This window comes from Planococcus sp. CP5-4_YE, from assembly GCF_019042655.1.
In the GTDB taxonomy this organism is placed as follows: Bacteria; Bacillota; Bacilli; order Bacillales_A; family Planococcaceae; genus Planococcus.
Map to the genome: position 1 here is coordinate 307,785 of NZ_JAHPZO010000002.1, position 14,276 is coordinate 322,060.

Genomic DNA, 14,276 nt, shown 5'->3' on the forward strand with positions numbered 1-14,276 from the left:
TGCCTTGCTTTGTTCAGTCCATGCTTTTGTAAAATGCGAGTGCTTCTTCTATTATATCGCGGTCATACCCTGACCGCTCATGAATGCGCTCCACCCATGCGTCAAAGGAAGGGGCAGGCTCTTCTTCGAATAAGCCTTTACTCGTGCTGAGCTCGCTTCGCCAATTGCCAAATTCCCAATGCGCCACTTCGCCTTCGAACGGGACACGGACTTCGATAAGCGGTATTTTGCCAAGTTGATGCTGCGAATATTCCGCTGCCTGCCAAAATGCTTCTTCGCCGACTGGACTCAGTGAATACTTCTGTACAGACAATTTGCCTCCTGGCCGTTGGTAGATAATCGTCATGCCATCAGACTCAGCTGACAACTGCACGTCCGCTCCCGGAAAAAATCCTGCTTGCGGAGCATCCGAGAAAAACGGGTCTTGCGAGTCCACTAAAATCGGCTCTATCCACTGGTCTCCTAAATCACACAAAAAACGCCTGCCCTTTTCATCGAACGCCAATACCGCTGCATGCGCGCCTTCCGTGCTGAGTTCCGAACCGACCGCATATGCCTCGATTCCCGCCTCGCGGAATTCCGCCATCAGCCAAAGTGCCAAGTCGAAACAATTTCCGCCAAGCCCGTAAGCTTCACGATGCTCCCGCATTTGCTCGACACTGCGCTGTTTTTTCAAGCCAGCCCGTTCATAATTCCAAGCTTTCACTAAATTATCCATCGGCAACCCGTCAAAGTGCCGCCATACATTCAGAAGATGTTCACCTGCCCGCATTTCCCAATCCCCTCTCCTCGTCCATCTCCCCTTACTTTCGATTCGAGATATCTATATTCCTGCATAAAAAAAAGAAGGCCGGAGCCTTCCGTTAATCATTCAATACGCTTTTTCTTTTGCGGATTTGATATGTATTCAATTGCTGAAATAACTTTGATACAGAACGCTGGCCAGCATTGAATTGCACAGCATATTCAAAATTATGCTCTTTCGCTAGCTTCCGGATAATCTTCCCTTCGAGTTCAAAAGGTTCGTCCAGCAATTCAAAGCTGCAAATGACCTGCTCGTGCAGTGCGAAGTCGAGATAGGCAGTAAAAACCAATCCCCCCGCACTAAGACTGGAAATGTCTACGAGTACTTCTTCTCTTTCTGGAACCACCACTTTTCCATCGATGGCCCGGATAAACGATACACGAAAAAATTCCCTGCGATTGTCCCCCATTGCCGCACTTCTCCCTTTTCTCATGTTGCTTACATATAAAGATTCAGCAACAAGCCTTTTATTTCCCCTACTGTTTCCAGTATCCCAATATATCCCACTTCATTATCCAATAATTGATCCTGGAGCGCAATCACTTTTTCATCAATGACCTTCACGAGTTGATGAGGCGGTGCCCCTTCCCCGAAATTACCTGCTGCTTGGTCGGTCAGCTGGATCCCATGGCGAAGCGATTCTTTGAGGAATTGTTTGATGGATTGTTTATAGGCAACCAAATTTTCCAAGGTCCGATGTTCCGCAAGACGTTTGCCACTCTGTTCGACATGCGAGAATAGCGGCGTGAGGGCATCTCGGCGAAGCTCTGTCCGGGATTGCTTCATCACCTCGGTAAACGAGCCGCTTGCCGGTTTTGCGACGTTTGTATTAGGTTGTTCTGATGGCCTGGGCCTCGCTGCATCAATACGCATTTCCATTTCCCACCTATCGAATCTGTCTTTTCTTCTCTAATTGGACAGCGACTTCCGCTTCGCCGATCGGCAGCTCCAAAAGCTTAGCGATATGGGCAGCCGAGAAACCTTGTTTCGTGAGCTGACGGACTTTATCGCGCCGGCTTGTTTCCACGGAAGGCGGATCGGCAGAAAGAGCTGGGCCTGCCGGTTCTGCCACTGGATGATCCGTTTTTTCCCATTGCATCATTTTCGCTTCCGTCTGCTCTAGCCGGTCCATCAATTTATCGTATAAGACATCATTTTCTTGTTCGACGGCTGCAATGAATTCCGCCATGGCCGTTTCAAGCCGTTCGGATTCCTGCTCGACCATCAGCTTTCTCGACATCATCAGTTTGACGTTCAGCAACAACAATAAAGTGCTGACCACTATCAACAGTCCTACCATCTGCTCCCTGCTTTCCTTCGATTAATAATGTTCGTGGACTGATAGCATCGCCGCGTGCAACCGGAGCATCGCTTTCGAATGCAATTGCGACACCCTCGAAACGCTGAGCCCGAGAATCTCCGCGATTTCGGTCAGCTTCATTTCTTCAAAATAACATAACGAAACCGTCAATTTCTCTTTTTCCGGCAATGTGGCAATGGCTTTCGCTAAGGCCTCTTTGGTCATCTGCCCAGACAGCTCGCGTTCCGGCGAACCGATACTCGCACGCGGCATGCGCTCTTCCAAATTCGACTGGTCGTCATCCATCGACAGCATTGCCGATAAGGCAGCTTCCGAGACGGCGCGGTTCAATTCCGCCGGAGTCATCCCCAAGTATTCGCTCACTTCCTGGTCACTGGCACTTTCGCCTTTTTGCTGTTCCAGTTCAGCGTACGCTTTTTCGATTTTCTTCACTTTGTCCCGCAACGAACGCGGCAGCCAGTCGCTTTTCCGGAGGCCGTCGATGATTGCCCCCTTGATTCGCCAGGCGGCGTAGGTTTCGAATTTCCAGTCTTTCTCCGGCTTGAATTTATCGAGTGCGTCCAGCAAGCCTTCGTAGGCGTAGCTTCGGACTTCATCTTTATCGACGGTTTTCGGCAGGCTGATAAGAAAGCGTTGAATCACATAATCCACCAAAGGCAAATACTTCGCGACTAAATAATCGCCGGCATCCTGGTCCCTATGCTGCTGCCAGTTGCCCCATTGCGCTAATTCTGCATTCGACAATTTCTGATTTACCAAGCTGTCCACCCCACTTCCGCTATGCCTTTATTTGAAGAATAATTTCATGACGAATCCACGAAGCCCGATCTTGAACGGCGACGGCAACTCCAGATACTGTGCTGCGAGCGTGCGCATCGCTTTGCTCGCCGAACTGCTCGGATGAGCCAACAAGAACGGCTCCTGCTTTTTCACCGATTGCGGCACATGGAGATCCGACGGCAAAATGCCGAGCGTCCGGATGTCTTTATCCAGGAAGCGCTGTGCGACTTCCGCAAAGTTTTCGGCTGTCTGATGGCCTTCTTTGCCGTCGGTGCATTGATTGACGACGAGTCGGATGGCCAGGTCCGAGTCTTTGGCGTGCATCATCTTGACGACTGAATAGGCATCGGTGACCGACGTCGGTTCAGGCGTCGTGACCAACAGCACTTCATCGGCCGCGAGCAGAAAACGCATATTGTTCTCGGACAACCCTGCTCCCGTATCAAGCAGCACAAAATCCACTTTTCCTTGCAGGCTGCCAAGCTCTTCCATAAAACGTTTCATTTTTTCAGCATCGAGTTCAAACAATCCTGAAAACCCTTGCCCTCCGGCAATCAATTGCAAATCGAGCGGGCCGCGCTCAATCACGTCTTCGATCGCCAATTGCTTGTCGAGCATGCCAATGATCGTTTCGCGCGGCGCATGGCCGAACAAGATATCGATATTGGCAAATCCCAAATCGACGTCGATAATCAGCACAGACTTCCCTTGTTCGATCAACGCGAGCGCAAAATTCAAAGTGAAATTCGATTTGCCGACGCCGCCTTTTCCGCTTGTCACGGCCAGGACACGCGTATTGCGTAGGCTGGGCTTGGTTTTTTTGCGGGACATCTTTTCCCTTAACTGAACGGCCTGGTCACGCATGGCGCTCTTCCCCTGCAATGTAATCGGCAATACGCCTAGGTGTTGCCGCAACCAAATCATCCGGCACGTTTTGGCCGGTCGCGATGCGGCGAAGCGGGATCCGGTAGCGATGCAATAAATTAAGGATGACCCCGGCAGAAGCCGTTTCATCTTTTTTCGTCAGCAGCAACTCATCGATCGACAGCGCCTCGAAGTTGCCGATGATCTGGATCATGTCTTCATATTTTGCCGTTAAGCTCAGTACCAAAGTTGTATGGATATGCTGTGTTTCCGGCAGCAGCTTCTGTAAATCTTGAATGTATTCGGCCTGCTGGTAATTGCGCCCCGCCGTATCGATCAAAATGACGTCGCAGGCTTTCAAGGCATCCAGTGCCCCGGCCAGTTGTTCGCGCGATTCCACCACTTCGACCGGCACATCCAGGATTTCGCCGTAAGTCTTCAATTGCGCCACGGCTGCGATGCGATACGTATCGGCTGTGATTAAACCGACGGTGCGTTTATGTTCCAGCAATTGCTCAGCTGCGACTTTTGCGATGGTCGTCGTTTTACCGACGCCTGTCGGACCGATAAAGCAGGCGATTGACGGCGAGTCATCCTTGACAGCCTGTTGATGCTGTTCAATAAAGCGGATGAGCTCCGCATGAAACGCCTCCTGCACCGGCGCTTCGCTTTCTGATGCCTGCAGCAATTTGGAGAGCAGCTCTGTCTGCACCGCTTGTTCCACGCCTTGCTTTTCCAGCAAGCTTCGCAGTGGGCGCAACGATTCAGGCAACCGGTCTTCCGGCCCTTCGTGCATCATGAGCCGCTTCAAGCTTTGCAGTTCGTCCATCAGCGCATCGTTTTCCTGGCTCTTTGCCACTGGCGCTTCAACCGGCATCGCTTGCGCGTTGACTGGCGAAATGGATTTTGGCTCCGATTCTTCCATAGTTTCAACCGCCGCGGTCACTTCCAAACAGTCTTTTCGGAACAAACCGAACAAGCCGCCGGTTTTCACTTTTTTCGTATTGAGGATGAGGGCATCATCGCCCAAATCCCTTTTGATGAGCACCATAGCTTCAGGCATCGTAGTGACTCGGTAGGTTTTTAATCTCATGGGATATTCACGACTCCAACACTTTGAATTTCAATTTCAGGCTCCAACTCGTTATACGACAATACCGGCAGATCCGGCGCAAAGCGTTCCACGAACTGGCGCATATAGATGCGGATGGCAGGCGAAGTAAGCAGGATCGGCTGGACGCCGTTTTGCTGCAGCTGGCCGGCCTGCTCGGTGATTTTTTGGAAAATCGTCTGGGATGATTCCGGATCGATCGACAGGTAATTGCCTTGTTCGGTGCGATGGACCGAATCGGCGAATTTCTTCTCCAGGCTCGCTCCTGCCGTGATGACTTTCAACGCTTCATTGTCCGGCGCATACTGGCGGGTGATTTGTCTGGCGAGTGCCTGTCGCACGTATTCCGTCAGCAAATCAATGTCTTTTGTCTGCGGTGCGTAATCGGCCAAGGTTTCCAAGACAACCAGCAAATTGCGGATCGACACTTTTTCCTTCAATAATTTCATGAGCACTTTCTGCACTTCGCCGATGCTCATCAAGTTAGGAATCAATTCTTCGACGACAGCTGGAGAAGAGTCACGGATATTTTCAATGAGTGACTTCACTTCCTGGCGGCCGACGAGTTCATGCGCATGGCGTTTGATGATTTCCGTCAAATGCGTCGAGACGACAGACGGTGGATCGACGATGGCGTAGCCCGCCATCTCAGCTTCTTCTTTCATATCTTCATCGACCCACAGTGCCGGCATGCCAAATGCAGGCTCGACCGTTTCGATACCGTAGACGTTCTCATCATCGACCCCTGGGCTCATCGCGAGATAATGGTCGAGCATGATGTCGCCGCGCGCGACCCGGTTGCCTTTGATCTTAATGACGTATTCATTCGGCTGCAATTGGATATTGTCGCGGATGCGAATGACCGGAACCACAATGCCGAGTTCCATCGCGCATTGCCGGCGGATCATGATGACACGGTCCAATAGGTCCCCGCCTTGGTTTTTATCGGCGATTGGAATCAAGCCGTAGCCGAATTCGAATTCGATTGCGTCGACATGCAGCAGGTCCGTGACGCTTTCCGGGCTTTTCAGATCAGCCGCTTCTTTTTCGCCCGGGTCGCTGTCTTTTTCAACCGCTTCCTCGGCGTTGAGCGTTTTTTGCATCCTAAAGGCGCTAAAGGCAATGACGCCAGCGACTGGCATAATCAACAGCGGACTGATAGGTGTAAAAACTGCGAGCATCATCAGCGTTCCAGCGACGACGTACAGCATTTTCGGGAAAGCGAACAATTGACGGGTAATATCGGATCCGAGGTTGCCATCCGACACGGCACGGGTGACGACAATCCCCATTGCCGTCGAAATCAACAGCGCCGGAATTTGGCTGACGAGTCCATCGCCGATTGATAGCAAAGTGAACAATTGCGCCGCTTCACCAATTGGCAAGCCATGGACGACGACGCCGATCATCAAGCCGCCGATGATATTGATGATGGTGATAATGATGCCGGCGATCGCATCGCCTTTAACAAATTTACTGGCACCGTCCATCGCGCCGTAGAAATCGGCTTCCTGGCCGACTTTTTCGCGGCGTGTTTTCGCTTCGCGGTCAGAAATCATGCCTGCGCCCAGATCAGCATCGATGCTCATCTGTTTACCGGGCATCGAATCGAGCGTGAAACGGGCCGCAACTTCTGCTACCCGCTCCGAACCTTTGGTGATGACGAGGAATTGGATGATGACCAAAATCAAGAACACCAAGATCCCGATGATGGCACTGCCCCCGACCACGAACGAGCCAAAGGTTTCGATGACTTGCCCGCCGGTTTGATTGGTCAGGATCGAGCGTGTCGTCGAGACGTTCAAACCGAGACGGAACAAAGTCGTCAGCAGGAGGAGCGTCGGAAAGATCGAGAACTGCAACGGTTCTTGCGTGTTCATCGCCACCAGGATGATGGTCAGCGCCAAGCTGATATTGATCATGATTAAAATATCCAATAACAGCGGCGGCAGCGGGATAACCATCATGATGACAATCATGATCACCGATACCAATATCGCATAATCTCTGAATTTCAAACTGCTTCCTCCTCTTTCGTATTGCGGTTTGCTATGTATATTGAAGATAATTCTGGATATTACTGGGAAACCGTGTTTTCCGAAGCTTACCGCTCGCTTTCCGTGGGCTCGCGCCCAAGCCTCCTCGCTCACTACGTTCACTGTGGGGTCTCGGTCGTCTCGCTAGTCCACAGGAAAGATAAAGTCGAACTACGTGAGACCTTATCTTTGCGAAGTAATGCGCAGCATTATTGAGCAGAGGGTTTTACGAGCGGACGCTTCTCCAAACACTTAGATATTTCACTGATAGTTGGCGAATTGAAAAGTTCTACTTCTTAAAACTCTATAGCGTATAAATTTATTCAATACTCCTGATCCGTTCTTACTTCATTCAGTTCAGTTTATATATACATTACGAAAGCTTCCCTTTCAAAGCGTAGATATAAGCCAGGACTTCGGCGACGGCTAGGAATAGTTCTTCGGGCACGGAATCGCCAATCGATACTTGTGCGTAGAGCGAGCGGGCGAGCGGCTTGTTTTCCATTGTCACGATGCCGAGCTCTTTCGCTTTTTCTTTGATCTTAAGCGCCGTGAAATCTTTTCCCATCGCAATGATTTTCGGCGCTTCCATCGTTTCGGCGTCGTATTGGATAGCAATCGCGTAATGCGTCGGGTTGGTGATGACGACGTCAGCGTTCGGCAAATCCTGGATCATGCGGTTCATGCTCATTTGGCGTTGCTTTTCCTTGATCTTTTGTTTGATCAACGGATCGCCTTCCGCCTTTTTGTATTCGTCTTTAATGTCTTGCTTGGACATCCGGATGCCCTTTTCGAACTCGTATTTTTGGTACATATAGTCAAGCGTGGATAAAGACAGCAAAATCAGTGCCGCAACCATGCCCATCTGAATGACGAGTCCGCCAACAAGGCTCAGGGAATCGCGCAGGCTTTGCCGCGACAGCGAGAAAATTTCCTCTTGCCCGAACCACAAGACACCGAAAGCCGCGCCCCCGACAATCGCAATCTTCATCAAGGACTTGGCCAGTTCCACCAGCGCACGTACCGAGAAGATCCGTTTTGCGCCTTTGATTGGGTCAAGACGTTCGAGCTTCGCTTTTAACGGTTCTGCCGTAAAAAGCGGTCCCACCTGCATGTAATTTCCGAGAAATCCGAAGACCACGCCGACCAGCATGATCGGCACAATCACCAAGAACGCATCCATGGCCAATTGTTCGAACATGAGCCGGATCGTGTCCGGTGTGATGTCCCAGCTAATGTATTGGATATAATTGATGCGGTAAATGGCCAGCAATTGATCAAGCATCCAATCCCCTAGAAAACTCAGGACCAGGATGCCGCCGAGCATGATGAGTGCGGCCGCGACTTCCTGGCTTTTGGCGACTTGGCCTTTCTTGCGTGATTCCTGGCGCTTTTGCGGCGTCGCCTTTTCAGTTTTTTCACCCGCAAAAAACTGCAGGTCCAATGGGTAGCGCTTCATCCTATCCGCCTCCCAATAAGCTGATTAATTCGCCCATACTGACCATCATTTTTTCAAAGAGAACCTGCAATAGATAAAAGAACACGGTCATCGTCAAAAGCAACAATACAAAGCCGACGAAGATTTTTAGCGGCAAGCCGACTGCAAAAATGTTCAATTGCGGAACGGCTTTCGTCAGGATTCCAAGTGCCACGTCGATCAAAAACAACGACGCGACGATCGGCAAGGAAATCTGGAAGGCAATAATGAACATCTCTATAAACAGATCAGTCATAAAACGCGCGATGGATTCCGCGCCGACCGACAAGAACTCTTCCGCCGGCAGGACGCGCAAGCTCTGCATCACGCCGTCAAGCATCATATGATGGCCGTTGACGGTCAATAGGAACAATAGCGCGAGCGTGTATTTGAATTGCCCGATGATCGGTACTTGAGCGCCCGTCTGCGGATCCAAGACATTGGCGATGGCAAAGCCCATCTGGAAATCGATGAAGGCTCCGGCGATTTGCACCGCATAAAGGAGCAACGCAGCCGTAAAGCCAAGCGCCAAACCGACCGCCAATTCCTTGAAGATCAACAGCGTGTAGCTGCCATCGAGCACCACTGCGGTTTCCGGGGCCCACGCGGTCGTCGCCGTCAGCGCGAGAAAAGCGGCGATGCCGATTTTGAATTGATTGGGCACGCCCCTCATCGCAAACAGCGGCGCAATCAGGAAAAAAGCGGTAAGGCGGATGAGCACCAGCAAGAAGAACGGCAGCAGATTAAGAACATCATTCATCGGCGCTTATCCGATAAACCGTGGAAGCTGCTCGAACAAATCGCGCGTATAATCCAGGAGCATCGTCAGCATCCAGGGGCCGAAAATGACCAGCGACAGGAATACCGCCAGTATTTTCGGGATGAATGCCAGAGTTTGCTCCTGGATTTGGGTCATGGCCTGGAATACACTGACCAATAGCCCCACTCCCAGTGCGATGAGCAATAGCGGAGCTGATATGAGAATGATGAGGTAAATGGATTGTTCTGCTAGTTTGATGACCATATCCGGCGTCAAATAAATTCTTCCTCTCGCTAAAAGCTGACAAGCAGCGATTCGATGATTAAGTACCATCCATCCACCAGGACGAACAATAAGATTTTAAAAGGCAATGAAATCATGACCGGCGGCAACATCATCATCCCCATCGCCATCAAAGTCGATGCGACGACCATATCGATGATCAAAAACGGGATGAAAATGACGAAGCCGATCTGGAAAGCGGTCTTCAATTCGCTAAGCGCGAATGCCGGGACCAGCGAAGTCAATGGAATGCCTTCGATGTCGTCCGGCTTTTCAAGTTCGGCGTATTTGAAAAACAACGCCAAGTCTTTTTCACGCGTATGCTGCGCCATGAATTCCTTGATTGGCAACATAGCGGCATCGAGCGCTTCTTCCTGCGTCAGTTCTTCGTCCAAATACGGCTGGAGCGCGGTATCGTTCATTTCCGTCGCAACCGGCGCCATAATGAAAAAGGTTAAAAATAATGCCAATCCGACCAGTACTTGGTTCGGGGGCATCGATTGCGTCCCGAGGCCCGTACGCACGAAACTCAACACGATGATGATCCGTGTAAAGCTCGTCATCATGATCAAGATGCCTGGTGCGAGCGATAGAACTGTGAGCATCAATAATAATTGCAAAGTCGTCGAGACATCTCCGGGATCGGTATTGTCGAGCGAGATGCCGGGAATGGCCAATAATAATTCTGGAATCATCGCTGGTCCTCCCCGTCATCCGTGTGCTTTTTGCCGAAAGACAAGCGCCGCTCTTTTTGTTTATCCAAACTGCGGGCGAAGTATTGCTCGAAATTCGCGAAAGACTCTTTCGATTTGCCGCCGTTTCCGAACAAAGCAGATGCTGCCGGACGCTGTTGCTCCAAGTCTTGTTCCAAAGCTGCGATTTCTGCTTCTCCCGAAAACTCCTTGATGAGCGTCACTTCATTGCCCACGCCAATCAAGTAAAATTGGCCGCCGACTTTGACCAGCTGCAGCGATTTGTTCTGGCCGAGCGGCGAGCCGCCCATCAGCTGGACCGCACGCTGCGACTGCACGCCTTTTTGGCGCATGGCCAAAAATTTGATGAGCCCGTAAATCAATCCGGCGATCAGCAAAGTATAGAAAATCAATTGCCCGATAATCGCGGCGAAACTCTTTTCCTCGATCTCCGGCACCACTTCCGCCTCTGCCGGTTCAGCTTCACCTGGGGCTTCATTCAACCAATCGGCCACATTTCCTGCGTCCGCAGACGCCATTGCCGGCATAGCAAGCCAAAGGGCAGCGAGCGCTATGAGTAGATAAATCCATTGTCTGTAATTCACACTTGCCGTACTCCTTCGCCTTGCATCAACGCAATTTGGAAATGCGCTCTGCCGTACTTAAAATATCTGTTACCCGCACGCCGAAGTTTTCGTCGATGACGACCACTTCTCCGACTGCGATCAGTTTGTTGTTGATGAGAATGTCCACCGGCTCTCCCGCCAGTTTGTCGAGTTCGACGATCGATCCTTGCGACATCTCGAGGATTTCCTTGACCATCCGTTTTGTCCGGCCAAGTTCCACCGTCACTTGCAGCGGAATGTCCAAGAGCATGTCGAGGTTGTTCGGCGCCGATTGTTCAGCGGCGATCTCATCAAAGCTCGAAAATTGGACAGACTGGACGTTCGGCCCATTGGAATCCGCCGGCTGTGATGTTTTTTCTGATTGTTGATGTTCGTTTGATGACATATCCTGTGTCTCCTTCGCTTCTTCCACATGTTCGCAGCCTGCCAGCTCTTCGGCCAACTCTCGGCACGGGCCGGCCGGCAAATACATGCGGAACGCTACATTTTGGCGGTCGCCGACAGTCAGCGTAAACAGCGCTTCAGCAAACCATTGCTCTTTCGTGAAATGAGTGAACGGAAATTTCTGTCCCGCCTCCAGAATGTCCATGCCCGATAAGGAATAGCCGACTTCTTGGCCGCTCACCATCGACAAAGCGGTCGCCGATGATCCGAACAGGCGCACGAGCATATCCTGGACTGCCGCGAACAGCTCGTCGTTGTCTGCTTCACCTGACAGTTCTGAAGCCATCGCATCTGCCTCTGCTTGGTCGAGCGTGACGATCTGCGGCATTTTCAACAAGCCGCTATATTCACCGAGCGCGACATAAACCGGCGTCTCGGTTTCAGCAAACAGCTCATCCTTGCTCTTTACGCTCCAAACTGGCCCTTGGATAGCTGCCGTTTCCGGAAACAGCGGGTCGTGCAGTGCAGCGGTGCCGCCGAACGCTGTGCAGAACAACTCTTTCAGTACGCCAAGTTCATGGCTGCCCAAAGCTGCCTGCGGGACGGTGCTGTCCGTCTTATTCAACAGCCCTTTCATCTCTTCAGGCGATAGGCGCTCATCCTTCATCGCAAACTTCCCCTTCCCCGCACAATCCTGTAATTTGTACAGCCAGACGGCCTTTCGAAATTCCCGGCTGTGCAAGGAATTTTTGTTTCTGGTCGATATACAGTTTTACCGGTGCATCGATTGCTGCATCCAAACGCAGGATGTCGCCTTTTTTCAGATCCAGAAAATCTTTGATGTCGATAGCCACTTCTCCCAGCACTGCCGCTACGTCCATCTTCGTTGCATGAAGGCGTCTTTCAAGCACTTCCACTTCTTGATGCTCGACCGCTTTTTTCTGGCTCGCAAGCCAATGGCGTGCGGATAATTTCGGCAAGACTTGTTCCAGTACCAGATGCGGCAGGCATAACTGAATTTCGCCTTCAGTCTCGCCAATCTTCGCCTGTAATTTAACGATGATGACGGTTTCGTTCGGCGAAGCCATCGGCAAAAATTGCGGATTCACTTCAACTTCCTTTAATTCTGGCGATAATTCAATGACCGATGTCCAGGCTTCCTGAAAGCAACTCAGCGACTCGGAAAAGATCCGGTTTATGACACTGATTTCAATCTCAGTCAGATCACTCGGTCTTTGCACGACATTTCCTTGCCCACCGAGCAAGCGGTCGAACATGACATATGCCACTTCCGGCGAAAATTTCATCACCATGCTGCCGTTAAGCGGAGGTGCTTCAAATACGCCGAGAATCGACTTTTTTTCAATATTTTCGAGGAAATCTGTATAGGACACTTGCTCTACCTTTTCAGCAATGATTTGCACATAGGTGCGCAATTGTGTTGAAAAGTAGGAAGTCAAAAGACGCGCAAAATTCTCATGGATGCGGGATAGCGTCCGGATCTGGTCTTGTGAAAACCGCAAGGCCTTCTTGAAATCATAGGTATGAATGTTCTTGCTGCTCAAAGCTTCTGTGTTCTTGTCTGAAAAATTCGGTTCCATGCGGACTCTCCTTACTCTTCCATGGGTGCATCGTGCAATTTCGGCAGGATATTGATATCCCTGTAATAGGTGGTCACTAAGTCAATCACTGTCCGTACTGGCTCCAATACATGCACTTTTCTTCCGGTAGTAAGTGTAATCACCGTGTCTGGCATCGCTTCAATGCGCTCAATATAGACCGCATTCAAGACGATTTCAGAACGGTTCAATCTTGTTAAGTGAATCATTGCGCTTCACTCCGTTCAGCCAATATCATCATCGTTTCAAGTTCACGACTTCCTGAAGCAGTTCATCAGAAGTCGTGATGGTCCGTGAATTCGCTTGGAAACCTCGCTGAGCGATGATCATTTCCGTGAACTCTTCCGTAAGGTCAACGTTGGACATTTCCAGCATTCCAGAACCGATTTCTGTTCCTGCATCTACAGCATTTCCGACCACGAGGCCACCCGGACTAGCGATATTGGTCATTTCATACAATGAGCCCCCAAATTTACGCAGGCCAGTTGGATTTTCAGGAGAAGCGATTCCGACATTCGCCACGGTGACTTCCGTGCCATCCGCTTGTTTTCCGATGACTTCACCAAGCCGGTTGATGGCATACGAATCGTATCCAGCGATATTGATCGGCTGTTCGTCAGCACCTAATACGTTATATCCCTGGGCTGTTACTAAATTCCCTTCTGCGGTAACGGTAAAGTTACCGGCACGCGTCAAGTATTGTCCTTCGCCAAGCAGTGCCTCGGGATCTTGCACAACGAAAAATCCATCGCCCATAATTGTGAGGTCCGTCCCAACACCTGTTGACATAGCAGATCCAGGATTATGATTGACGTTCAATGAAGCGCCGGTAGAACCGAGGCCGACTTGCATCGGGTTAGCTCCGCTACTGGATAAATTTTGGCTCAGTAAATCTTGGAACGTGATGGTGCTTTTCTTGAATCCGACGGTATTGACGTTGGAAATATTATTACCGATAACATCTAATTTCACCTGGAAGTTTTTCATGCCGGAAATCCCGGAGTACATAGAACGCAACATTTTTCATTTCCCCTTTCAGCTGGCTGCAAGTTTAAGCTTGCTCGGCCGCCTGTTCGTTTTTGGTTTCGCCTTGCTGTTCGATCCGTTCAATGGCCGACAATGGAATCTTCGTTTCTCCGTCTGCCAGCTCGACCATGATTTCGCCATTTTTCATCGTGACAGCTTTGACAATCCCCGTGCCAGCTTGCTCATTCGCTGACCAGCTGATTTCCGTCCCGAGCAAATGGGCAGAACCTGCAAGCGATGCGCTGCCGCCTTCTCCCGCGTAGCCCGTCATCGTCTTGTTCAGCTGCGTCAATTGCTCGAGGCTGCTGAACTGTGCCATCTGCCCGATGAATTCCGCATCTTTTTGCGGTTCCATCGGATCCTGGTATTTCAGCTGGGCGATCAGGATTTTCAGGAAAGCATCTTGCCCAAGTGCATCCGGCTTTGTTTTTTCTGTAGCTGCCGCCGGCTGATTCGCAGCTGTTGTTGCTGTGGTGATATTCATTCAATCAGT

General features: G+C 50.7%; 18 protein-coding genes. All 18 read right to left on the reverse strand.

What is annotated here, in order from left to right; all coding sequences use genetic code 11:
• Positions 1-13: 13 nt before the first annotated feature.
• Positions 14-772, reverse strand: coding sequence for a hypothetical protein (locus KTG14_RS03975; protein WP_216969582.1), 759 nt, complete (start codon positions 770-772; stop codon positions 14-16).
• A gap of 91 nt (positions 773-863) precedes the next feature.
• Positions 864-1,214, reverse strand: coding sequence for a PilZ domain-containing protein (locus tag KTG14_RS03980; RefSeq protein ID WP_216969583.1), 351 nt, complete (start codon positions 1,212-1,214; stop codon positions 864-866).
• A gap of 29 nt (positions 1,215-1,243) precedes the next feature.
• Complete coding sequence (locus tag KTG14_RS03985; protein WP_216969584.1) at positions 1,244-1,678, reverse strand: YaaR family protein; 435 nt, start codon at positions 1,676-1,678, stop codon at positions 1,244-1,246.
• A 13-nt stretch (positions 1,679-1,691) separates the two neighbouring features.
• Positions 1,692-2,105: a hypothetical protein gene (locus KTG14_RS03990; protein ID WP_216969585.1), complete on the reverse strand. Its 414-nt coding sequence runs from the start codon at positions 2,103-2,105 to the stop codon at positions 1,692-1,694.
• 21 nt (positions 2,106-2,126) lie between these two features.
• Positions 2,127-2,885 carry a FliA/WhiG family RNA polymerase sigma factor gene (locus KTG14_RS03995; protein WP_216969586.1) on the reverse strand — a complete coding sequence of 253 codons (759 nt, stop codon included), beginning with the start codon at positions 2,883-2,885 and terminating at the stop codon, positions 2,127-2,129.
• 27 nt (positions 2,886-2,912) lie between these two features.
• On the reverse strand, positions 2,913-3,770 hold the full coding sequence (locus KTG14_RS04000; protein WP_216969587.1) for a MinD/ParA family protein: 858 nt from the start codon (positions 3,768-3,770) through the stop codon (positions 2,913-2,915).
• A complete protein-coding gene (flhF, locus tag KTG14_RS04005) occupies positions 3,763-4,863 on the reverse strand; it encodes a flagellar biosynthesis GTPase FlhF (RefSeq protein WP_216969588.1) in 1,101 nt (366 codons plus the stop codon). The genes KTG14_RS04000 and flhF overlap by 8 nt, the downstream gene beginning before the upstream one ends.
• On the reverse strand, positions 4,860-6,899 hold the full coding sequence (gene flhA, locus KTG14_RS04010) for a flagellar biosynthesis protein FlhA (RefSeq protein WP_216969589.1): 2,040 nt from the start codon (positions 6,897-6,899) through the stop codon (positions 4,860-4,862). Before flhA ends, flhF begins: the two co-directional genes overlap by 4 nt.
• Before the next feature lie 391 nt (positions 6,900-7,290).
• Positions 7,291-8,376, reverse strand: a complete 1,086-nt coding sequence (flhB, locus tag KTG14_RS04015) for a flagellar biosynthesis protein FlhB (RefSeq protein ID WP_216969590.1) — start codon at positions 8,374-8,376, stop codon at positions 7,291-7,293.
• 1 nt (position 8,377) lies between these two features.
• On the reverse strand, positions 8,378-9,154 hold the full coding sequence (gene fliR / locus KTG14_RS04020; RefSeq protein WP_211652933.1) for a flagellar biosynthetic protein FliR: 777 nt from the start codon (positions 9,152-9,154) through the stop codon (positions 8,378-8,380).
• 6 nt (positions 9,155-9,160) lie between these two features.
• On the reverse strand, positions 9,161-9,430 hold the full coding sequence (gene fliQ, locus KTG14_RS04025; RefSeq protein WP_058382069.1) for a flagellar biosynthesis protein FliQ: 270 nt from the start codon (positions 9,428-9,430) through the stop codon (positions 9,161-9,163).
• A gap of 17 nt (positions 9,431-9,447) precedes the next feature.
• Entirely contained in the window at positions 9,448-10,131 is a 684-nt protein-coding gene (gene fliP, locus KTG14_RS04030; RefSeq protein ID WP_216969591.1) for a flagellar type III secretion system pore protein FliP, read from the reverse strand.
• Entirely contained in the window at positions 10,128-10,733 is a 606-nt protein-coding gene (locus KTG14_RS04035; RefSeq protein WP_216969592.1) for a flagellar biosynthetic protein FliO, read from the reverse strand. Before KTG14_RS04035 ends, fliP begins: the two co-directional genes overlap by 4 nt.
• A 25-nt stretch (positions 10,734-10,758) precedes the next feature.
• Positions 10,759-11,805, reverse strand: a complete 1,047-nt coding sequence (gene fliN, locus KTG14_RS04040; protein ID WP_216969593.1) for a flagellar motor switch protein FliN — start codon at positions 11,803-11,805, stop codon at positions 10,759-10,761.
• Entirely contained in the window at positions 11,795-12,739 is a 945-nt protein-coding gene (fliM, locus tag KTG14_RS04045) for a flagellar motor switch protein FliM (RefSeq protein ID WP_216969594.1), read from the reverse strand. Before fliM ends, fliN begins: the two co-directional genes overlap by 11 nt.
• An 11-nt stretch (positions 12,740-12,750) precedes the next feature.
• Positions 12,751-12,966 carry a flagellar FlbD family protein gene (locus KTG14_RS04050; protein WP_216969595.1) on the reverse strand — a complete coding sequence of 72 codons (216 nt, stop codon included), beginning with the start codon at positions 12,964-12,966 and terminating at the stop codon, positions 12,751-12,753.
• 28 nt (positions 12,967-12,994) lie between these two features.
• A complete protein-coding gene (locus KTG14_RS04055; protein ID WP_216969596.1) occupies positions 12,995-13,777 on the reverse strand; it encodes a flagellar hook-basal body complex protein in 783 nt (260 codons plus the stop codon).
• A 31-nt stretch (positions 13,778-13,808) separates the two neighbouring features.
• Positions 13,809-14,267, reverse strand: a complete 459-nt coding sequence (locus KTG14_RS04060) for a flagellar hook capping FlgD N-terminal domain-containing protein (RefSeq protein WP_216969597.1) — start codon at positions 14,265-14,267, stop codon at positions 13,809-13,811.
• Between the last annotated feature and the right edge of the window lie 9 nt (positions 14,268-14,276).

Coding starts and splice junctions, on each gene's coding strand:
- KTG14_RS03990 (WP_216969585.1), bottom strand. CDS start 2,105: ATGGTAGGACTGTTGATAGTGGTCAGCACTTTATTGTTGTTGCTGAAC.
- fliM (WP_216969594.1), bottom strand. CDS start 12,739: ATGGAACCGAATTTTTCAGACAAGAACACAGAAGCTTTGAGCAGCAAG.
- fliR (WP_211652933.1), bottom strand. CDS start 9,154: ATGAATGATGTTCTTAATCTGCTGCCGTTCTTCTTGCTGGTGCTCATC.
- fliP (WP_216969591.1), bottom strand. CDS start 10,131: ATGATTCCAGAATTATTATTGGCCATTCCCGGCATCTCGCTCGACAAT.
- KTG14_RS03975 (WP_216969582.1), bottom strand. CDS start 772: ATGCGGGCAGGTGAACATCTTCTGAATGTATGGCGGCACTTTGACGGG.
- KTG14_RS03980 (WP_216969583.1), bottom strand. CDS start 1,214: ATGGGGGACAATCGCAGGGAATTTTTTCGTGTATCGTTTATCCGGGCC.
- KTG14_RS04055 (WP_216969596.1), bottom strand. CDS start 13,777: ATGTTGCGTTCTATGTACTCCGGGATTTCCGGCATGAAAAACTTCCAG.
- KTG14_RS04000 (WP_216969587.1), bottom strand. CDS start 3,770: ATGCGTGACCAGGCCGTTCAGTTAAGGGAAAAGATGTCCCGCAAAAAA.
- KTG14_RS04050 (WP_216969595.1), bottom strand. CDS start 12,966: ATGATTCACTTAACAAGATTGAACCGTTCTGAAATCGTCTTGAATGCG.
- flhB (WP_216969590.1), bottom strand. CDS start 8,376: ATGAAGCGCTACCCATTGGACCTGCAGTTTTTTGCGGGTGAAAAAACT.
- KTG14_RS04060 (WP_216969597.1), bottom strand. CDS start 14,267: ATGAATATCACCACAGCAACAACAGCTGCGAATCAGCCGGCGGCAGCT.
- flhF (WP_216969588.1), bottom strand. CDS start 4,863: ATGAGATTAAAAACCTACCGAGTCACTACGATGCCTGAAGCTATGGTG.
- fliN (WP_216969593.1), bottom strand. CDS start 11,805: ATGAAGGATGAGCGCCTATCGCCTGAAGAGATGAAAGGGCTGTTGAAT.
- KTG14_RS03985 (WP_216969584.1), bottom strand. CDS start 1,678: ATGCGTATTGATGCAGCGAGGCCCAGGCCATCAGAACAACCTAATACA.